At 68.6% G+C, this 19,577-nt stretch carries 16 protein-coding genes and 1 pseudogene; 9 read left to right on the top strand and 8 right to left on the bottom strand.

What is annotated here, in order from left to right; genetic code table 11:
- Position 1 precedes the first annotated feature (1 nt).
- The gene (locus tag ABZS69_RS49980; protein ID WP_355386850.1) at positions 2-973 is read right to left on the bottom strand and encodes a LacI family DNA-binding transcriptional regulator; all 972 of its coding nucleotides are present in this window, start codon (positions 971-973) and stop codon (positions 2-4) included.
- 168 nt (positions 974-1,141) lie between these two features.
- Between ABZS69_RS49980 and ABZS69_RS49975 the strand changes: the two genes are divergently transcribed.
- On the top strand, positions 1,142-2,278 hold the full coding sequence (locus ABZS69_RS49975; protein ID WP_355386848.1) for a mandelate racemase/muconate lactonizing enzyme family protein: 1,137 nt from the start codon (positions 1,142-1,144) through the stop codon (positions 2,276-2,278).
- Between the two features lie 235 nt (positions 2,279-2,513).
- Positions 2,514-2,885, top strand: a complete 372-nt coding sequence (locus ABZS69_RS49970) for a DUF4189 domain-containing protein (RefSeq protein ID WP_355386910.1) — start codon at positions 2,514-2,516, stop codon at positions 2,883-2,885.
- An 11-nt stretch (positions 2,886-2,896) separates the two neighbouring features.
- On the opposite strand, the pseudogene ABZS69_RS49965 reads toward ABZS69_RS49970, so the two are convergent.
- Positions 2,897-3,247: pseudogene (locus ABZS69_RS49965) on the bottom strand (transposase); the annotation flags it as partial.
- Between the two features lie 81 nt (positions 3,248-3,328).
- Positions 3,329-4,318, bottom strand: coding sequence for a M36 family metallopeptidase (locus tag ABZS69_RS49960; protein WP_355386845.1), 990 nt, complete (start codon positions 4,316-4,318; stop codon positions 3,329-3,331).
- Positions 4,319-4,615: 297 nt separating this feature from the next.
- Here ABZS69_RS49960 and ABZS69_RS49955 point away from each other — a divergent pair, with 297 nt between their 5' ends.
- Positions 4,616-5,863, top strand: a complete 1,248-nt coding sequence (locus ABZS69_RS49955) for a cytochrome P450 (protein ID WP_355386842.1) — start codon at positions 4,616-4,618, stop codon at positions 5,861-5,863.
- 41 nt (positions 5,864-5,904) lie between these two features.
- Positions 5,905-6,318, top strand: coding sequence for a hypothetical protein (locus tag ABZS69_RS49950; RefSeq protein ID WP_355386839.1), 414 nt, complete (start codon positions 5,905-5,907; stop codon positions 6,316-6,318).
- A 528-nt stretch (positions 6,319-6,846) separates the two neighbouring features.
- Here the strand turns inward: ABZS69_RS49950 and ABZS69_RS49945 are convergent.
- Positions 6,847-7,302, bottom strand: a complete 456-nt coding sequence (locus ABZS69_RS49945; protein WP_355386836.1) for a hypothetical protein — start codon at positions 7,300-7,302, stop codon at positions 6,847-6,849.
- Positions 7,303-7,459: 157 nt separating this feature from the next.
- On the opposite strand from ABZS69_RS49945, the gene ABZS69_RS49940 reads away from it, so the two are divergent.
- Both ABZS69_RS49940 and ABZS69_RS49935 read left to right on the top strand, forming a co-directional pair.
- Positions 7,460-8,791 carry an FG-GAP-like repeat-containing protein gene (locus tag ABZS69_RS49940; protein ID WP_355386833.1) on the top strand — a complete coding sequence of 444 codons (1,332 nt, stop codon included), beginning with the start codon at positions 7,460-7,462 and terminating at the stop codon, positions 8,789-8,791.
- Positions 8,792-9,409: 618 nt separating this feature from the next.
- Positions 9,410-9,682: a hypothetical protein gene (locus tag ABZS69_RS49935; protein WP_355386830.1), complete on the top strand. Its 273-nt coding sequence runs from the start codon at positions 9,410-9,412 to the stop codon at positions 9,680-9,682.
- A gap of 3 nt (positions 9,683-9,685) precedes the next feature.
- Here the strand turns inward: ABZS69_RS49935 and ABZS69_RS49930 are convergent, their stop codons facing one another.
- From ABZS69_RS49930 to ABZS69_RS49915, 4 genes are all read right to left on the bottom strand, one after another.
- Positions 9,686-10,591, bottom strand: coding sequence for a hypothetical protein (locus ABZS69_RS49930; RefSeq protein WP_355386827.1), 906 nt, complete (start codon positions 10,589-10,591; stop codon positions 9,686-9,688).
- Positions 10,592-10,728: 137 nt separating this feature from the next.
- The gene (locus tag ABZS69_RS49925; RefSeq protein WP_355386824.1) at positions 10,729-11,439 is read right to left on the bottom strand and encodes a CAP domain-containing protein; all 711 of its coding nucleotides are present in this window, start codon (positions 11,437-11,439) and stop codon (positions 10,729-10,731) included.
- Positions 11,440-11,815: 376 nt separating this feature from the next.
- Entirely contained in the window at positions 11,816-12,472 is a 657-nt protein-coding gene (locus ABZS69_RS49920; RefSeq protein ID WP_355386821.1) for a M15 family metallopeptidase, read from the bottom strand.
- 102 nt (positions 12,473-12,574) lie between these two features.
- The gene (locus ABZS69_RS49915) at positions 12,575-15,583 is read right to left on the bottom strand and encodes a BTAD domain-containing putative transcriptional regulator (protein WP_355386818.1); all 3,009 of its coding nucleotides are present in this window, start codon (positions 15,581-15,583) and stop codon (positions 12,575-12,577) included.
- Positions 15,584-15,713: 130 nt separating this feature from the next.
- Between ABZS69_RS49915 and ABZS69_RS49910 the strand changes: the two genes are divergently transcribed.
- From ABZS69_RS49910 to ABZS69_RS49900, 3 genes are all read left to right on the top strand, one after another.
- Positions 15,714-17,060 (top strand): CHAP domain-containing protein, encoded by a 1,347-nt coding sequence (locus ABZS69_RS49910; protein ID WP_355386815.1) that lies wholly within the window; start codon positions 15,714-15,716, stop codon positions 17,058-17,060.
- Positions 17,061-17,133: 73 nt separating this feature from the next.
- The gene (locus ABZS69_RS49905) at positions 17,134-18,585 is read left to right on the top strand and encodes a GH25 family lysozyme (protein ID WP_355386812.1); all 1,452 of its coding nucleotides are present in this window, start codon (positions 17,134-17,136) and stop codon (positions 18,583-18,585) included.
- 124 nt (positions 18,586-18,709) lie between these two features.
- Complete coding sequence (locus tag ABZS69_RS49900) at positions 18,710-19,576, top strand: hypothetical protein (RefSeq protein ID WP_355386809.1); 867 nt, start codon at positions 18,710-18,712, stop codon at positions 19,574-19,576.
- Position 19,577: the final 1 nt, after the last annotated feature.

Here is a 19,577-nt window from a genome sequence, read left to right as displayed (position 1 = left end):
GTCAGCCGCGGACGGGACCGGTCGAGGATCTGGGTATGAGCCGGGAGCCGATCTCCACGACGCGCCCGCCGCCCCGCCCGCCGATGGTGTCGAGCAGGAGGTCGGTGGCCCGGGTGGCGAGCTCTTCTGCCGAGATGCGGATGGTGGTCAGCGACGGGGTGGCGGTCTCGGCGAGCAGCGTGTCGTCTATGCCGATCACGCTGACGTCGCGCGGCACGTCGACGCCCAGCTTGGCGAGCTGGTGCAGCACTCCGAGCGCGACCAGGTCGTTGTGGGCGAGCACCGCGGTGGCGTCGGCGGAGGTGACCAAGGTGGCGGCGTGCAGGCCGGTCTCGAAGCGCGGCTCGTAGGGGCCGAGCTCGACGAGGGACAGGTCGTGCGCCTCGAACGCCTCCCTTATCGACTTGCCGCGGCTGTGCTCGGGCCGCGAGCCGTTGACGAAGACGCACCTGGTGTGGCCGTAGGCCTTCAGGTGCTCGGCCGCCTGGGAGATGCCGGCGGTCAGGGAGATCCGGATCTCCGGGATGCCGGGCACGTGCCGGTTGACCAGGACCACCGGCATGGTCTCCGCCAGCTCGCCCAGCCTGTCCTCCGAGAGGGTGGAGGCCCACAGGATCATGCCGTCGACCCGCTTGGAGACCGCGGCAATGGTCTCCAGCTCGTCGGACTCCCGCTCGTCGGTGTCGGCGGCCAGCACGGTGTAGCCGAGCCTGCGGGCCCGGGCCTGCATCGCCTTGAAGATCGGCGGGAAGAACGGGTTGGCGATGTCGGGGATGATCAGCCCGAGAGACTCGGTCTTCCCGCCACGCAGTGAGCGGGCCGCCGGGTTGGGCGCGTACCCCAGTTTCACGGCCGCGTCCCGGATGCGCTGCAAGGTCTGGGGCTGCACCTGATCGGGGGCGGTGAACGCGCGAGAGACCGTCGAGACCGACACCCCGGCCGCCTGAGCCACCTGCCTGATCGTCACTGCCACGCTGTCCTCCTCGTACCGGTACGGAGGATGGTTGCAAACGTTCCCGGAAGCGTCAAGAGCGTTTCCTCGCGGTCACCAACCTGTTAAATCCGCTCTGGCCATCGCCGCGCGAAGGATGCATGATTGGGTTCCTGAGAATCCCGGTAACGTTCTCATAGGAGTTCATCTGTGAAGATCACTGGTTGGGAAGTGCTCACGCTGCCCGAGCACGGCGACAGCATGATGCTGGTCGTCGTCGACACCGACGAGGGCGTGCACGGCATCGGCGAGGTGGGCATCCGCTCGCGGCAGAAGGCGGTCTCGGGGGCGATCGAGCACCTGGGCGAGCTGCTGCTGGGTGAGGATCCCACCAGGATCGAGCACCTGTGGCAGGTGATGTTCCGCCGGGGCTTCTTCCCGGCCGATCGCATCCTGTCGTCCGCCACAGCCGCCATCGACGTGGCGCTATGGGACATCCGGGGCAAGACGCTTGGAGTGCCGGTCTACGACCTGTTCGGGGGGCGGACGCGTGATCACGTCCCCGCCTACGCCCACCTGGGCGACGACTACCACGACCTCGAGGCGTTCCTGGACCGGGCGCGGGCACTCGTCGCGGAAGGCTGGCGGCACCTTCGCTTCGCCGTGCCCCATGACGAGGACGGCACCCTGGACCAGCGGGCCTCGATGCGGTGGGGCATCGACCTGTTCCATGCCGTACGGCAGGCCGTGGGCGACGACGTGGAGCTGATCCTCGACGTGCACACGCGGCTCGACCTGCCCGAGGCCGTGACGTTGTGCCGCGAGATCGAGGCGGCCAAGCCGTACTTCGTGGAGGACCCGCTGCGGTGCGAGAGCCTGGAGGTGTACCGGTCGTTGAGATCCCGTACAGCGGTGCCGCTGGCGGCGGGCGAGCAGTTCGGGTCGAAATGGGAGTTCCAGCGGCTCATCGAGCAGGATCTCATCGACTACGCCAGGGTGGACGTCGCTGTGGCGGCCGGGCTCACCGAGGCCAGGAAGATCGCCGCGATGTGCGAGGCGCACTACGTCAAGCTGGCCACCCACAACCCGCTCGGCCCGGTGACGGCGGCCTCGTCGCTGCACCTGAACCTGGCTTCACCGTACATCGGAGTGCAGGAGCACCAGGCCCTGCCCGAGCTGCCGGACGTGTTCACCGCCCGGCCGGTGGTCCGAGGGGGTCGCTTCGAGATCCCGGACCTGCCCGGCCTCGGCGTCGACATCGACCGGGCCGAGGCCCGGAAATATCAGGCCATCGCCGCTGAACGCCCCCACCTGCGCACCCGTGACGGCGCCTTCACCAACTGGTGAGGGAACACTCCCGAGCTGGCCGACGGCGCGGGCCTGCGCGCAAGCGGCTCAACTCCTGCCCGTTCCGCTGGCGGCCGTCACATTGCTCCCTTGAGCATCCATCGGTTTAAGTAGTTTGCAAGTGGCACAATACAGACTCTCCTCACCAATCACGCTGCCGTCCGCTTGGACGGCACGAAGGGAAGAGATCGTGCAGCTAGGCAAGAAGCTCACTGCCGTGGCCGCTTGCGTCTTTATGGCGAGCGGGGTGCTGGCTACGGCGTCTCCCGTGGCAGCTGCTGCGGCTACATCGGCTACTGCGGGGGAAAGTCAAGCACGTTACTATTACGGCGCCATTGCTGTGGCGCGGAACGGCCGAACCGGCAGGTCCTGGGACTACCGAACAGTGGCTTCCGCCAAACGGCGGGCGCTGAGAGAATGCGGCCGCTCCAGCTGCAAAGTCCTTGTCACCTTCGTCAACGGGTGCGGCGCTGTCGCCTACAACGCCAGGAGAAACGTCTTTTGGGGCGGTAGGGGGAGCACGCCCGCCAGGGCGAAGCGGAACGCCGTAGCCAATGCGGGCGGCGGTCGCTGGATCGCCTATCAATGCACCAGGCGATGGCGGTAACGCCGGCTTATTAGTTGGTTGATCGCCCGTTCCACGACGTTCCTTGCCTTGTAGCGTTCGGCGTCGAAGCCGGTGGGTCGTCTTCCTGCTGAGCCGCGCCGACGCCGGTTGGCGCGTTGATCGCGCGGCTCGGGGATGGTGTGGCGGATCTCGCGGCGGCGCAGGTAAGCGCGGTTGGCCCGGGAGGAGCCCCAGCCTGACCACCTCCGCCAACTCGGCGGCCAGCGGCGGTGCCGTTTGTAGACCGTGATCCATGGGCCGAATCGCTCGGGCAGGTACCGCCACGGCAGCCCGGTCCGTGCCCGGTACAACACGCCGTCGATCGTCGCGCGGGGGTCATTCCACCGTCCACCCCGCTGGCCGCCCTCGGCAGCAGCGGCCGGAGCAGGCGGAGGTGCCACCGCCTGCTCCATCCCGGTCTCGATGCCCGCGCTCCGGCAGAGCTAGAGAAGCCCTCTGGAGGTGAACGCGGCACGTACGGCTGCCGCGGCAGTGTCGCCGCCGTGCCGCTGTGCCGCGTTCACCGTGGCCTCGGCCGCCGCCTTGAAGGTGGTGTCCTTGGCGAAGTCGAACTGCGCGTCGATGATGACCGTGCTGCCCAGCGTGTCACCAAGCCCGGTGCGGATGTCGTACAGGGCTGACGACCAGATCTCGCCGTCCGCGTGCACCTCGCCGACCATGTCCTCGGGGTAGTGCTTGGTGCCGTCCAGCCGGCGCAAGCAGTGCGGGGCCCCTGACGTGTAGGAGACCGAATCCCAGTCGGCCACGCATGCTTCGGGAGTCCGCGTGGGTACGCCGGTCTTCCAGCTGCTGACGGCCACGGCGAGGTAGTCGCCGAAGGCCTCACCGATCGCGCCCGATTCCAGGGTCGTGCCGAAGCCGGTCACCTGGCCGTCCTGCACGGAGTGGCCGTACTCATGGACGATCACCTCGCCGTCCTCGGCGTCGTCCACGCCTCCCTTGCCGAGGGTGATGTTGGCCTTGTCCTCCCTGAAGAAGGAGTTGTCGCCGCCGTACTGGTTGATCCGCAGCTCGATCTGGCGCAGGTTCACCGGGCGCAGCCGGGAGCCGAAGCCCAGTGACTGGATGTAGTGCTGGGCGGTGGTGACCCAGTAGTAGCCCATGACCTGCTCGAACTGGTCACTGTCGCGGTGCCAGGCCGGGAAGGCCCCGTTCACCGCCTTGGCGGGCTTGCCGGTCTCGCTCTTGACCATGACGTAGCGCCCGGTGAGAGTGCCGGAGCTGTCCAGGTAGGTGAGGGTGACGGTGCGGTACGCCGGGGCGAAGGCCGCGCCGTCGCGGTCGTGGTCGTCGACGAGGGACTCGTCGCCCGTGCTCTGGACCGCGTTGGGGTAGAAAACGGTGGCGGTCGGTTCGGTCGTGGCCTGGGCGGTGCCCGGCGTGAGGAGCGCCGTGATGGTGCCGACCGCCAAGCAGGCCGCAGTCATACGATGCTGGGGGCTGCTCACCGTAGATCCTCCAATTGGTGGGAATCCGGTGAACTTACGGGATCAACGATCCTTTTGTCACCCCCTGTGTCGGTGCGGCAACGTCTGTCCCCATCGACGTTCAGAAGCAGCCGGTCCCCGGTCCTGACATGGGGACGCGGCGCCGCGGGAATGGCACCTCCTGGCCTGTAGGGCGTCGAAAGGGAAGGTACTCCTCCCGGCCGGATGTACCGCCCCGTCGCGCCATTCGATGAGACAGGAGGCTTCACCATGAATCCCGCCATGTCCGTGAGCGAAGCCGGGCGAACGTTTACCAGGCCCGCCGCGTACACCGACGAGACCCGCCTTCACGAGGCCCTCGCGCTGTTGCGCCGTGAGTCTCCCGTCCACCGCGTGGAGGTCGCCGGATACACCCCGTTCTGGGCGGTCACCCGCCACGCCGACGTGCTGGAGATCGAGCGGGACCATGCCCTGTGGCTCAGCGCTCCGCGCCCCGTGCTGAGGACCGCGGACCTCGACGCCGCACTCGAAACGCGCCGGGCGCGGGGGACCGCGCTCAGGAGCATCGTCCACATGGATGAGCCGGAGCACCGCGTCCTGCGCGCCGTCGGGGCCGACTGGTTCCGCCCCAAGGCCATGCGCGCCCTGGAGGCGCGGGTCCGAGAGCTCGCCCGCCTGCACGTGGACCGGATGGCGGAGTACGGCGGCGCGTGCGACTTCGCCCGCCAGGTCGCCGTGCACTATCCGCTCTACGTCATCCTCACCCTGCTGGGCCTGCCCGAGTCGGACTTCCCACGCATGTTGCGGCTCACGCAGGAGCTGTTCGGCCAGCACGACGAGGAGACCGGGCGCGGCGGCAGCCCGCAGGGTCACACCTCCGTGCTGGAGGACCTCTTCGCCTACTTCCACGAATTGACGGCCGAGCGCAGGGCCAGGCCGACTGGCGACCTGGCCTCGGAGATCGCCAACGCCCGCATCGACGGCCGGCTGCTGGACGACAACACTGCCGCCTCCTACTACATCCTCATTGCCACGGCCGGGCACGACACCACCAGCTCCACCATCGCGGGCGGCCTGGAGGCGCTCATCCGGCACCCGGAGGAGCTGCGGCGACTGCGGGACGACCCCAGTCTGCTGCCGACGGCCGTCGAGGAGATGATCCGGTGGGTGAGCCCTGTGAAGGAGTTCATGCGCACCGCCTCCGCTGACACCCAGGTCAACGGCACGCCGATCCGGAAGGGCGAATCCGTGCTGCTGTCGTATCCGTCGGCCAACAGGGATGAGGAGGTCTTTGCCGACCCGTTCCGCTTCGACGTCGGCCGCGACCCCAACAGGCACCTGGCCTTCGGCTTCGGCGTCCACTACTGCCTGGGCGCCGCGCTCGCCCGCATGGAGATCCGCGCGCTCTTCGCCGAACTCGTCCCGAGGCTGGCGAGCGTCGAGCTGGATGGCGAGCCCGTGTGGACCGCCACCACATTCGTTGGCGGGCTCAAACGCCTCCCCATCCGCTACGTCATGAAGGACGGCTGAGGGTGCCGACTCGGGGGAGAACCTGCAATGCTGAGCAACCCATGGTGGACAACACGGTCCAGATGACCTGTGAGCGAGCCGGCGCGGTGCTTGCGCACTGCGCCGGTGGCTTCCTCGACGCGGTGGCCTTCGCGGCTCTCGGCGAGCGCGACCATCTCGACATCAAGATCGTCCAGACCCTGAAATGGCCGATGGTGAGCCTGCTGCTGGAGGACGTGCGGCACGTCGCCGTCGACAAGGGGCCGGACATCGCATCGTCGCTCGTCGACGAGATCACTCTCACGCCGCTGTTGCGCACGGCCACGACGTGGCCCAGTGAAGCCGACGGTCTGGTGACTCGCTTCGAGGGTCTGCCGGATTTGTACTGGCTGAGGTTGGTCGGGCCGACGGTGATCACGGCGGTGGGAGCCATCATGACCATCTCCACCTCCCCGGACTTCTCAACCCTGGCCTGACCCCGCCGGATCTTCACCCGCGAGCCGCCGCCTGCTACCGCTCGCTCACCGCCGCGGGCGACCCGCTGATCATCCTCGACAACGCGCGCCACGTACGCCAGGTCCGCCCGCTCATCCCGGCCCGGCCAGCCGCGTCCTGATCACCAGCCGGGATCCGCCGGCCACCCTGAACAACGCCCGGCACCCGCACCTCGGCAGGCTCGACGACGCCAACGCGGCCACGCTGCTCGCCCGGATCGTCGGATCCGGGCGAGCGAGGCGGGCTACCGGCTCGCTATCTCGCACAGCCGGTCCCGGACACGCCGGAAGTGATCAGGAACCAACTCAGCTCGTGGTGGCCTTGGCGTAGTGGAACACCTCGGGCGGGGGAGTGGCACCGGCCTGCGCCCAGGCCACGGACCTCGCGCGAGCAGGGCCCACAGGCGCTCGTCCAGACGGCCGAGCAGCTGTACGGCGTGGTCGACATCCTGGTCGACCACGCCGCGGTCACCTACTTCATGCCGGTGGAGTGGCGCGGGGAGCGGTGGATCAGGCGTAGTAGGTGGCTATGCCAAGGGTGTAGCCGGAACTCGTCTTCACGATTCGCCCGGTGTACTGGCAGCTTGAGTCCAGCGGAGCTGCGGCGGTGTAGGTCGTCGTGTTGATGTCTTTGATCTTCGTGCCGCTGCCGAGCTTGCATCCGATCCCGGCCACCGTGAGCTGGAGCTCATATCCGCTGTTGAGCTTCGACGACGGGCTGGCGACGCGTCCCCAGACGTACCACTTGCCGTTGTACTTGCCCTTACGGACTTGGAGGGTGCCGTCGTTCGGCCCGGTCGCGCCTATCCGGACGTCGTCGTACGCCGGGGTCGAGACGCTCGAGGCGTTGCTGGGTGCGCTGCTGTTCCAGGAGATCGCCGAAGCGGACGTGGCGAGGAGGATCGTCAGCGCCGTTCCCGTGGCTCCGACGAACGCCGCCTTCCGCAGGATATTTGCCAGTCGCATAGTGCCCTCTCATGTGCGGTGATTCGTACTTGGACGAAGGACGTTAGCGAGAGGGGGTATGCCGGGAGTATGTTCCGCGGGTGATCGGTCTTCACCACCTGGCCGGCCTGATGAGACGACATACCGGCGCCATACCGCCGTTTCCTACTCTGCCGCCGTGCAAAGACCTACGACCCGGACACCGATCGGCGCGGGCAGAGCGCTTCGCCTACGTATTCTCGTCGCGGCGGCCCTGGGCGCCTCGACGGTGTGCCTTCCGCACCCGGCCACGGCGAGTTCCGCCGGCCTGAGCGCCTACGACGCGCTGGTGCTCTCGCACCGCCCGGTCGCCTATTGGCGACTGTCGAACCCCTCGGACGGCGCGGAGAGCGACCGCACCGGCAACGGCCACAAGGGGACCTTTCACGGCGTCACCAGCACAGTCCGCCTGCCCAATCAGGACGGCGCCGCCGTCTTCAACGGCTCGTCGGGATATTTCGAGATTCCCACCGCCAAGCAGTTCCACATCTCGACCACCGGCGCGTTCACCATGGAGGCGTGGATCAGGCCGCACACTCTCCAATTCGCCGACGAGGAACAGTCCGGCTACGTCTACTTCATGGGCAAGGGCACGAAGTCGGGCACCGGCGGCGATCGCGAGTGGGCGGGTCGCATGTACTCGAAGGAGAACGAGGAGAACCGGCCCAACCGCATCTCCGGCTACGCGTGGAACCTCGACGGCGGCTTCGGCGCCGGGGCGTACGTCCAGCAGCCGGTCAAGGTCAACGAGTGGATCCACTACGCCGTCACGTTCGACACCTCGGAGGGTGCGTACGGCAAGGTGCGGATCTACCGTGACGGCGTGCTGGCGGGCACGGACAACCTGGTCTACCGCCCCGGCACGGACGACGAGGTCGTCATCAACCCCAAGCCGGGTCCGGCGCCCGTCCGGGTCGGCACCCGCGACGGGGCGTCCTACTTCAAGGGGGCGGTCGGAAAGTTCGCGCTCTACAACCGCGAACTCTCGGGAGCGGAACTGCGCTCGCACTACGCCGCGATGACCGGACCGGCCACGCCGGACTTCAACTCCGACGGCGTGGGCGACATCTTCTCGGCCGCCACCGGGACGCTGACCGTCTGGAATGGCCAAGGCGGCAACAAGTTCGGCCCGGCCACCACGATCGGCGGCGGCTGGACCGCCTTCAGCCGCCCGATCGCGGGGGACGTCAATGCCGACGGCAACAGCGACCTACTCGCGGTCAAGACGGATACTGGCACGCTGCACGTGTGGAACGGCGAAGGGGGCAACGAGTTCGGTCCGGCCATCGAGCTCGGTCCGGGCTGGGAGCCGTACGCGAGCACGTTGATGTCGCTGGGAGACGTGAACCAGGACGGTCACACCGACATCGCGGCCACGCGTGACGGCACGCTGTACATCTGGAACGGCAAGGGCGGCAACAAGTTCGGCCCCGGCATCCCCATCGGCCCCGGCTGGACACCATATTTCTGAAGAGCGGGAGAAAGCGGCCACGAAGTCGTTGCGAGCCCTGGCAGGTCGAGGTGGACGGGCAGCCCGTACGGCCGGCGGGCCGTCGCCGTGGTGACGCGCTTGGCGCTGGACGCCGGCCGGCCCGTCACCACGCGTCAACTCGTCGCCGACGTCCAAGGGAAGACCTCGGCTACCACGGCTGCGGTCCTCTCGGCCGCGGCCGTGGCCACCTGCGGGTAGACGGCGGTGAAGGCGCTGGGGGTGTGTCCCAGGTCCACCCCGGCCGCCAGCCGCTCGCCGTTGACCAGGGGCAGCCCCCGCTGCGGTGGCAGCCCGGTCGAGCACGTGCTCCAGCGTGCGCGGTGAGAACAGGCGGCGCGGCTCGGTCGGCAGCGCGGCCCAGACGCGGAAGACCTCGTCGGCATCGAGGATGCGGTCATGGCCGTCGCGGCGCAACGCGTGATCGATCCGCCCGCGGCCGACATGCTGTCCACCGTCGTGCTGGCGGCCTTGACGGTCGCGGCCTGCCGTGCGTCTTTGCCGACGTAGGCATACGGTTATCGCGCGACCGAAGACTGGCTCGGGAGGATCCGTGGCGCACAGCAGCACGTTCGTGTTTCCGGCCTTCAGTTTCGCGTCGTGAGCAAGAAGGAGCGAGACGACCCCGACGACTTCGGAGGGATCAGTTTCGGCGGCATGATCTTCACCCTGACCGTCGTGGCCTTGGGACGCCCCTGGCAGACGCTCAAGGAACTCTCCAGGTTGATCCGTCGGCTGGGGCGTCGAGTGCTCAGGCTCGTATTGGCCCCCTTCCGGCTGGCTACCTTGATCGTATGGTCGCGGATGGCGGATCGACGCCCCACCTTCGAGGACCACCTGCACGGCGTCGACGAGGACAGAGATCCCTCGTGACCTTCAGCACGCCGGCTTTTGGTACCGGGAGAGGCGCAGTTCGAACCCCGTGTCTCGGCCGGAGGCCGTAAGTGCATCGCCGCCGCTGGTCGTGGCGCTCCAGAGCCAAGGCCGTACGTGGCGGAGAGGGGCCTGTGCCGGACTGGTGCAGATGGTCTGCCGGAGGGCGAGGCGAAGACGTTGCAGTTGGTCCAGGTCCGCTGCCGGATGGTCCACAGCTCGCTGCCGTCCGTCACGAGCGGTGGCCTCTGCCATGGCCATCGCCGTGTTCTCGACCGTCAGAGGTTCATCGCTTCTTACGCCGACCTGCTGGGCCCGCCAGCCGGACCAGTCCGAGCCGATGCTCTTCAAGGCCGCCAGCAACGTTGTGTGGACGTGTCGTTCCATGTCCGTGCCCTTGCCCCAGGCCTCGTCCAGTAGCGGAAAGATCTGGGGCCAGGTGACGTGTGCGAATCTGGTGCCGTTCTGGCTGGTCGGTGGCGTGAAGGTGAGCGCTGGTGTCAGGTAGGTGAGATCCACGGCAAGGCTCGGATGATGATGGGCGGCGAGCGTGTAGTAGCCGGAGAGCTGACCTCGCCGGTGGCTTGAGCTCTCGGTTTTCAGCTCGATCAGCCATAGCCGGTCGTGCCACAGCACGGCGTAGTCGGGTGCTCCGCCCTGTTCGTCGTCGTGCCGTGAGCGCAACTCGAACTCGTCCACGAACAGCGGTTGACCGCTCCACTCGCTGCGGCCGAACGACAGCTCATCCAGCGACCGCAGGAACCCGGCGCCCCGGGGCGACGGGCGGGTACGGCTGTTCCAGCGGGGGTAGGGACCGCCCACGATCAGCATGGTCAGGAGCCGTTGGCAGTATTCCTCCCGGCCCAGCCGTAGGCGTCCCAACAGGTGGTGAGGGTCTTCGATCGCCATGTTTCCAAGCTTCCAGGCGGATGTTCGCTCTGCATGGGTTCGCCGGCAAGCGATGGCGGTTCGTGATGGCGGGTTTGGCTGACGGCTGCCCCAGGATGCTCGGGGCTCGCGCTCCGGCGCCCAGGTCGTGCGACAAATCAGTCGGCGGCGAAGTCCTGCGTCCAGTAGATCTGCCCCTGCGGGTCCTTGGCCGCGCCCACCCCGATGAGGGTGTACGAGCAGTTCATGATGTTCTGCCGGTGGCCATCGCTGTTCATCCAGCCCTTGACCACCTCGGCCGCCGACCGCTGGCCCATGGCGATGTTCTCGGCCAAGGTCGAGCCGGTGAAGCCGGTCGCGCGAATGCGGTCGACCATGTCGCGGCCGTCCTGGGAGTCGTGGTCGAAATAGTCCTTCTTCGCCATGTCGGCCGAGTGCCCGAACGCCGCCCTGCGCAGCCGCGCGTCGTGCTTGAGCGGGTCGCAGCCGCCCTTGGCCCGCTCGGCGTTGGTCAGCCGGACGACCTCGTTCTCCAATGCCGTGCCGACGGAGGTGACGGGCTCCTTCGTCTCGGAAACCGGCGGCGCCTCCGTACCCCGCGTCGTGGGAGTGGGGGTGGCGCAGGTCAGCTGTACGGCCTTGGACTTGGCGGTGCGGCCCCGGTAGTCGGTGGCGACGGCGTAGTACGTGCCCGGCTTGCAGGGCAGCTTCAGGGTGATGCGGTCCTTTCTGGTGGCGCCGCTTTTGACGACCGGATCGTCGCCGGGGACGGCGCGCTTGACCCGGATCCGCAGCAGCGCCGGGCGCACACAGCCGCGGCGGACGGCCGAGGTCTGGATCGTGAGCGCGGAGATGCTCGGACTGGTCACGCGCACACGGCACTCGTCCGATTCGGAGGTCGGCTCGGGAGTCGCGTCCTTCGTCTGCGTCGGTGTCGAGGTCGGCGCGGTCACTTCGGGCGCAGCTCCGGCCGCCCCACCGGTGGACGGGGCGCAAGAGGTGAGGCCGGCGACGACGGCGAGTGCCCCAAGGGGTCGACGCATGAGGGTTCCTCCGTGGAGGGAGACGCTGGTGGTCCCGCATTCTGCCGGACCCGTTACCGACTTGTCATGACAATACGGACATTTCGCCCTGTGGGTAATCTCATGGGCAGGGTTGTCGGCAAGGCCGTCGAGCTCACAAACGTCTCGCCCGATCGAGTTCGGCATCGGGCGGAGAAGTCACGGTGGCGCAGTGGCGGCCGATTCAGGACGGCAACTCCCAGGGGCCGTACAGCGCGTGGTGAGCGCTCGTGGTGAAGGCCCAATAGCGCTCGCCGTAGGACCAATGCCACCACTCGGTCGGGTAGTTGACGAAGCCGGTGGAGGTCATGGCGGTGCCCAGGATGTGCCGGTTCGCCGTGGCCTCCGCGGAGATCGCGGTCGAGGCGGTGTAGCAGGCCTCGCCGTCCTCCGGCGGGGTGGCGTTGACCGGCGTGCCCATCGGCAGCTCCGTGCCGGTGGAGGTGCACAGGGTCAGGTCGACCGCGCCGCCGGTGACGTGGGGGGCCACGTCGGGCGGGGAGACGTATCTGCTGGCCTCGACGTGAACGCGGTGCTCGTCCCAGCCGGGGTGCGCGGCGCGGTGGCGGGTGACCGATGAGTCGAAGTACTGCTGCTGCAGTCCCACCCGGCGATACCCCTCGGTGACCAGCAGGCGCAGCTCCCGGGGCAGCCGGGTCTGCGCGACCACCAGCCGGTCGGCCACGCTCAGCCGTACGTGCGCGTAGGCCCCCTCGCGGTCGGCCAGTCTCGGATCGACGCGGATGGCTTCCACGGTGCGCAGGTCCACGAGCGGTTCCCCGCACTCCTTGACGGAAACCGCGGCGATCCGCGGGTCGGACAGGAGCACGATCTTTGGCATGGAAGCCCTCCGTTGTGAACCATGGGCACTCCAGGTGAGGTGTGCCGTCGCCATGGTTCACCGGCGGGATCCAAGACCGCTGTAATACCTCTGAAACTGCCCTTACTTGGACATCTCCTCGTACTCGCGGGCGCCGTGCAGCCGGAACACCTCCAGCGCCTCGGCCCGGGTCGTACGGGCGGTGGCGTCATCGCCGAGGGCCTCGTGGACCAGCGCCAGGTCCCGCAGGGTACGGGCCCGGAACAGGCCCAGGCGCAGCGCCTCCCACAGCCGCGCGGACTCCTCCAGATCAGCCTTGGCCTGGTAGAGGCGGCCCTCGGCCAGGTTGAGCTCGCCGAGGGTACGCAGGGTGCAGGCCTCGCCCCAGCGGTCGTGCAGGGTCCGGGTGACGCCGAGCGCCTCCTCCAGCAGCCGCCGGGCCTGCTCGTGCCCGCCGAGCCGGAGCCTGACCTTGGCCAGCGAACGTGAGCAGTAGGCCACCATGAGCCGGTCGCCGAGCTGCCGGAAGATCTCCAGCGCCTGCTCGCACACCTTCTCGGCCAGGTCGTACTCGCCTCTGGCGCGGTGGTGCAGCGACATGTTGCGCAGGGTCAGCCCGGCGCCGCGCCGGCTGCCGGCCTCCTGGTAGAGGGTCAGCGCCGTGGTGAAGTCGGTCCAGGCAGCGGTGTAGTCGCCGCGTTCGAGGCGTACGGTGCCGGTCAGCCGTTTGACGTGGGCGATGGCGGCGGTGTCGGCCTGGCGCTGCCAGAGCGGTTCGGCCTCGCCGAGGAAGTGCAGCGCCTCGGCCAGGTAGCCCTGTTCGCGGCACGCCGCGCCGAGGGCGGCCAGGGTGGAGGCCTCTCCCCGTACGTCCGCGGCCTCGCGGAACAGCGAGAGCGCCTGGCTGAGGTACTGGCGGGACTCGGCGTAGAAGTCCCGTTCGTAGTAGAGCTGCCCCAGGCCCGCCACCAGGCTCGCCTCGCCGAGCACGTTGCCGGCGCGCCGCGCCACGGCCAGCGCCGCCTCGTGGGTGCGGTGCCAGGAGGTGAACGGGTCGTCGACGACGTACTGGCTGCCTCCGAGGGCCACCAGGGACAGCGCGGAGGCGAGGTCGACGGCGAGCTGGTCGAGGTCCATCGAGGCGGCCAGTTCGACGGCGGCGATCAGCGACTCCTCCTCGCTCCGGAACCAGCCCCGCGGGTCGGCCAGCGCCGGGCGGGCCGCATCCTCTCCCACCGGGTGCGGCAGCCCGGGGGTGACGCGCATGGGAACGGCCCCGGTCGGGACGACCTTGCTGACCTGCTCGACCAGCCACAGCCAGCCGCCCAGCACCCTACTGGTCATCGCCGTCAGCTCTTGGGCCTCTTCCTCGGCCCGGGCGCGCTCGCCGGCGAACAGCCTGACCAGGTCGTGGAGCCGGTAACGGGCCTGACCGGTCTCATCGGGGTCCACCTCGTCGACCAGCGAGGTGTCCACGAGCTGCTCCAGCAGCTGGTCGGCCTCGCGCGGGCCGAGGTCCGCGGCGGTCGCGGCCACCCAGAGGGGGAAGCTCGGCAGCCCGAGCAGGCCCAGCCGGCGCAGCGCCCGCTTCTCCTGGGCGGAGAGCATGTCGTAGCTGAGGGCGATGCTGGCGCGTACCTCCAGGTCACCGGCGGCCAGCTCGTCGAGCCGGTGCTGCTCGTCGGCGAGCCGGTCGGCCAGCCGCCGGGCCGACCATTGGCGCCGCGAGGCCAGGCGCGCGCCCGCGACCCTCAGTGCGAGCGGCAGGCCACCGCACTGGCGGACGATGCGCACCGCCGCCTCCGCGTCGCCGGTGATCCGCTCCTCGCCCGCGATGCGGATGAGCAGGTCGATGCCCGCTTCGGGCGGCAGCATGCCGAGGTCGACGAGCATGGCGCCGGACAGCCCGGCGAGCCGGTTCCTGGAGGTGACGATCACCGCGCAGCCCTGGTTGCCCGGCAGCAGCGGGCGTACCTGAGCCTCCGAGGCGGCGTCGTCCAGCACGATCAGCCGGCGCCGGTCGGCCAGCAGCGTCCGGTAGCGGCTGGCGCGCTCCTCCAGCGTGAGCGGGAGCGGCGCGCCGGTGGGCTCGAGCTCGCGCAGCAGCCGCCCGAGCACCTCCTCGGCACCGGCCGGCGTGCCTGTGGTGCCGCGCAGCTCGACGTGGAGCTGCCCGTCGGGATAGTGGTGCGCGATCTCGTGTGCCGTACGCAGTGCCAGGGCGGACTTCCCGACGCCGCCCTGCCCGGAGATGACGCAGATCGGGGTGGCGCCGGAGTCGGTGAGATGGTCACGCAGCGCCACGATCTCCTTCTCGCGCCCGGTGAAGTCGGGCACCGGGGAGGGCAGCTGGCGCGGCATGCGGGGCACGGCCTTGACCGGCCTGGCCAGCGCGGGGTCCGAACGCAGGATGGCCTCCTGCGTCTGGCGCAGCTCGGGCCCGGGCTCGACGCCCATCTCCTCGATCAGCACCTGGCGGCCCTTCTGGTAGACGGCCAGCGCGTCGGCCTGCCTGCCCACCCGGTACAGGGCCACCATGAAGTCGCGGCGCAGCCGCTCGCGCGCCGGGTGCAGCGCGACCAGCTCGGCCAGCTCGTCGATGAGCCGCTCGTCCTGCCCGGCCGCGAGGTCCGCGGCGATCCGCTCCTCGGTGACCGCCAGTCTCAGCTCTTCCAGCCGTACGGCTTCCGCGCGCAGGTACGCGCCGCCGATCCCGCCCAGGGCCTCGCCGCGCCAGAGCCGCAGGGCCGTACGGAAGGTTTCGCCCGCCTCCTCGTGCCGCCCCTGCTGGGAGGACTGCCTGCCACGGGTGACGAGCCGCTGGAAGAGGTCCCGGTCCAGGGTGTCCGGGGCGATCTCGGCCAGGTAGCCGAGCCGGTGGGAGACGATGATGTCGGGCAGCCCCGCGCCGGTGAAGGCTCTTCGCAGCGAGGCGACGTAGGTCTGCAGCACCCCGCGGGCGGTCGTCGGCGGGTCGTCCTCCCAGATCGCGTCGATCAACCTGTCGACCGTGACGACGCGGCCCGCCTCCAGCAGGAGAGCGGCCAGCAACGACTGCGGCTTGGCGCCCCCGAGGAGCACCTGCCGTCCCCCGTTCCACACTTCCACCGGTCCCAGGAGCCGTAACTCCATGTGAGTCTCCCAGGTTTCGTGCCTGCACCGATCATGCCAGTACGGATCGGTACAGCGCTATTGCAGTCCATTTGGAGAGACCCCGACCACTCTCGGTTCCAGTCAAGCGAACGCAAGCGAGAGGGAAGTCATGAACAACTCGATGGCCAAGCGCGCCACCATCTGCCTGCTGTCGGCGACGGTCTCGGTGGTCGGGCTGCAGGCGGCTGTTAACACCCCGGCCTCCGCGGCGAGCCGGGACACGATCGTCTCGGTCGCGCAGGCGGAAGCCGGCAAGGCGGCCCGCAACAAGGAGAACCCCATGGGCAGCGGGTGCAACTACTACACAGGGGTCTTCCGCACGTGGAAGTCGGCCTCCGGCTGCGGTACGGGGGACGGCGTGCAGTTCCGCAACAGCGACTGGTGCGCCGACTTCTCCAAGTACGTCTGGAAGACCGCCGGGGTGCGCCACGCGGACGTGGCCGAGACCAGCGGGGGCATCCTGACCGGCTGGGCCTCCTCCTTCAAGGACTACGGGACCACGTACGGCACCTGGCACGCCCGCTCCAGCGGTTACACCCCTCAGCCCGGGGACGCGCTGGTGTTCGACTGGGACCAGAGCGGGGACATCGACCACGTCGGCATCGTCACCTCGTCCAACGCGAGCACCGTCTACACGATCGAGGGCAACAGCGGCGACGCGATCAAGGCCAAGAGCTACTCGCGCTCGGACATCGACATCGTCGGCTACTCCTCACCGGTCGGCATCGACGGCGGTTCGCCGGATCTCGGCGTCCTGGAGTTCTACCTGTCCGACAGTCAGAGCTCGACCGTGGCCACGCGTCCGGTCGTCGCGTACGGCAACAGCCCCATGATCCCGATCCGCGGTGACTGGGACGGTGACGGCAAGGACACGGTCAGCAGCTTCGACCCCACCACGGCCACGTTCTACCTGTCCAACACCCCCGAAACCGGAGCGGCCTCCTACACCTTCCGCTACGGCGACGCCGGTGCGGTTCCTCTGGTCGGTGACTGGGACGGTGACGGCAAGGACAACGTCGGGGTCCGCATGGGCAACACGTTCTACATGCGTACCAGCCCGGTCACCAGCGCCACCGAGACCACCACTTCCCTCGCCTACGGCGATGCCGACATGATCCCCGTGGTTGGTGACTGGGACGGCGACGGCAAGGACACCCCCAGCGCCTACAAACCCGCCAATGGCACCTTCTACCTGTCCAACACCCCTCAGACCGGAGCGGCCTCCTACATCTTCGGCTACGGCGATCCCGGTGCCGCACCTCTGGTCGGCGACTGGGACGGTGACGGCAAGGACAACGTCGGGGTCCGCATGAACGGCACCTTCTACATGCGCACCAGCCCGGTCACCACCGCCACCGAGACCACCACCTCCGTCGGCTACGGCGACCCCTCCGACCTGCCCATCACCGGCGACTGGGACGGCAACCACATTGACACCCAGGGCATCGTCCGCTGACCCAACCCCTCAACGCGGGGGCGGACAGGAATCCCGCCCCCGCTGGAACCGGAGAAATCTCATGATCAGATCCATGCGGGCCGTCCGTGTCATGGCCGGAGTGGCCGCTCTCGTATCGGTGATCGCCCTGGGGGTGCAGCCGGCGCAGGCCGCCGTCCCGGCGGGATACCCGGTCGGCGGCACCGACGTCTCCAACCACGCCGGAACGATCGACTGGGCGCAGACGGCGGCCAAGGGCGTCAAGTTCGGCTGGGCGAAGGCCACCGAGGGCCTCGACTTCGTCGATGCGACGTACAACGCCAACTACCACAATGCCAAGGCCAACGGCGTCTACATCGGGGCCTACGCCTTCGGCCGCCCGGACAAGGGCGTGAACACCGGCAAGGCCCAGGCGGACTGGCTGATCTCCCATGCCCAGTACGTCAACGACGGCAAGACCCTTCCCCTGCAGCTCGACATCGAGTGGCCCTGGTGGACGACGTCCGCCCCGATGTATCCCTGCTACGGGTTGTCGACCACTCAGATGGTCACCTGGATTCGCGACTTCGTGAACGAGGTCAAGGCGAAGACCGGCCGGGAAGCGGCCATCTACACCAATCCCAACTGGTGGAACCAGTGCACGGGGAGCAACAAGTCGTTCTCGGCCAACCCTCTGGAGACCTCCAACTACAGCGGGTCCCCCGGGGCGTTGCCCGCGGGCTGGTCACGCTTCACCGCCTGGCAGTACGCCGGCTCCTCCAGCACCCTTCCGGGCTCGCCGACGGTGTTCAACGGCAGCCTGGCCGACCTGGCCGCCTTCGCCGGTTCGCCGAGTCTCGGCGTCCTGGACTTCTATCTGTCCGACAGTCAGAGCTCGACCGTGGCCACCCGCCCGGTCATCGCGTACGGCAACAGCCCGATGGTTCCCATCCGCGGTGACTGGGACGGCGATGGCAAGGACACGGTCAGCAGCTTCGACCCGACCACGGCCACGTTCTACCTGTCCAACACGCCCGAGACCGGGGCGGCCTCCTACACCTTCCGTTACGGCGACGCCGGTGCGGTTCCTCTGGTCGGTGACTGGGACGGTGACGGCAAGGACAACGTCGGGGTCCGGATGGGCAACACGTTCTACATGCGTACCAGCCCGGTCACCAGCGCCACGGAAACCACCACTTCCCTCGCCTACGGCGATGCCGACATGATCCCCGTGGTTGGTGACTGGGACGGCGACGGCAAGGACACTCCCAGCGCCTACAAACCCGCCAATGGCACCTTCTACCTGTCCAACACCCCTCAGACCGGAGCGGCCTCCTACATCTTCGGCTACGGCGATCCCGGTGCCGCACCTCTGGTCGGCGACTGGGACGGTGACGGCAAGGACAACGTCGGGGTCCGCATGAACGGCACCTTCTACATGCGCACCAGCCCGGTCACCACCGCCACCGAGACCACCACCTCCGTCGGCTACGGCGACCCCTCCGACCTGCCCATCACCGGCGACTGGGACGGCAACCACATCGACACCCAGGGCATCGTCCGCTAACGGGTAGTCCGGATCGCGGGTGGGGCGTGTCGCCGGTAGGCGGCACGCCCCACCGCTGTCGGCTTAAGAGCCGTTCAGCCGCTTTCAGGTCGGCTTCAGCATGCACTCGTGACAGTGAAGCCCCATGACCCCCTCCCGAGTGCCGCTCATGATTGCCGCGGCCCTGATGGCGGCCCTCACCGGATGTTCCTCGTCCGGCGGGACCGAGGCCTCCGTGTCGCCCTCTGCCGACCCCGCCAACAAGCAGCGTGAGAACCAGGCCCAACTGGCGAGCTGTATGAAGGGCAAGGGCTTCACCTATCACCCGGTCGTATCCATGCCCGAACTACCGGACGCCATCAAGCAGGAAATGTCCGGCGACTACCAGGGAATGCGGAAATATCGGGAAAAGTACGGCTTTGGGTTCGCCGCCTCCTTCGTCTACCCCAACGACGGCGTGGGCAGGGTGGCGCGCCAGAGGGCGGACGGCGACACAGGCGACGACCCCAACGCGAAAGTCATCGCCGGGCTGCCGAAGCAGCAGCGGGAGGCGTACTTCAACGCGATGAGCGCCTGCACGCTGGAGCTGATCAACAAGGCCACCGGCAAGAACCTGAAATCGATGGACGAAGCGGCCAAGGCCCAGAGCCAGATGCTGGAGCAGATCATCAGCCGTGAGATCGACGGCGATCCCAAGCTGGTGGAGCTGGCGGACGCGTTCGCCGACTGCCTGAAGGGCAAGGGCTACCGGGTCGCCTCGCAGCGCCCCTCGGAGGTCGTGCGCAGCACCGAGGCGGCGTTCATGACGGAGTTCGGCAAGCTCGCCCAGCAGAGGACCACCACGGCGGACGACGCGCGGCCCCTCCTGCGGCGTGAGATCAAGGCGGCCCTGGACGACCTGGAATGCGGCAAGGAGTTCTACGCCGCCTACCGGCCCAAGGCGAACGCGGTCTACGAGCGTGCCCAGTTCCTGCCCGGCGTGGGCATGATGGCCGCCACGGCCGCGAAGTAGC

Origin of the sequence: Nonomuraea sp. NPDC005650, assembly GCF_040605375.1 — a bacterium.
Classification (GTDB): Bacteria; Actinomycetota; Actinomycetes; order Streptosporangiales; family Streptosporangiaceae; genus Nonomuraea.
This window is presented reverse-complemented; position numbering and strand designations above follow the sequence as displayed.

Coding starts and splice junctions, on each gene's coding strand:
- ABZS69_RS49955 (WP_355386842.1), top strand. CDS start 4,616: ATGTCCGTGAGCGAAGCCGGGCGAACGTTTACCAGGCCCGCCGCGTAC.
- ABZS69_RS49970 (WP_355386910.1), top strand. CDS start 2,514: ATGGCGAGCGGGGTGCTGGCTACGGCGTCTCCCGTGGCAGCTGCTGCG.
- ABZS69_RS49920 (WP_355386821.1), bottom strand. CDS start 12,472: ATGCCAAAGATCGTGCTCCTGTCCGACCCGCGGATCGCCGCGGTTTCC.
- ABZS69_RS49910 (WP_355386815.1), top strand. CDS start 15,714: ATGAACAACTCGATGGCCAAGCGCGCCACCATCTGCCTGCTGTCGGCG.
- ABZS69_RS49915 (WP_355386818.1), bottom strand. CDS start 15,583: ATGGAGTTACGGCTCCTGGGACCGGTGGAAGTGTGGAACGGGGGACGG.
- ABZS69_RS49900 (WP_355386809.1), top strand. CDS start 18,710: ATGACCCCCTCCCGAGTGCCGCTCATGATTGCCGCGGCCCTGATGGCG.
- ABZS69_RS49930 (WP_355386827.1), bottom strand. CDS start 10,591: ATGGCGATCGAAGACCCTCACCACCTGTTGGGACGCCTACGGCTGGGC.
- ABZS69_RS49950 (WP_355386839.1), top strand. CDS start 5,905: ATGGTGGACAACACGGTCCAGATGACCTGTGAGCGAGCCGGCGCGGTG.
- ABZS69_RS49905 (WP_355386812.1), top strand. CDS start 17,134: ATGCGGGCCGTCCGTGTCATGGCCGGAGTGGCCGCTCTCGTATCGGTG.
- ABZS69_RS49945 (WP_355386836.1), bottom strand. CDS start 7,302: ATGCGACTGGCAAATATCCTGCGGAAGGCGGCGTTCGTCGGAGCCACG.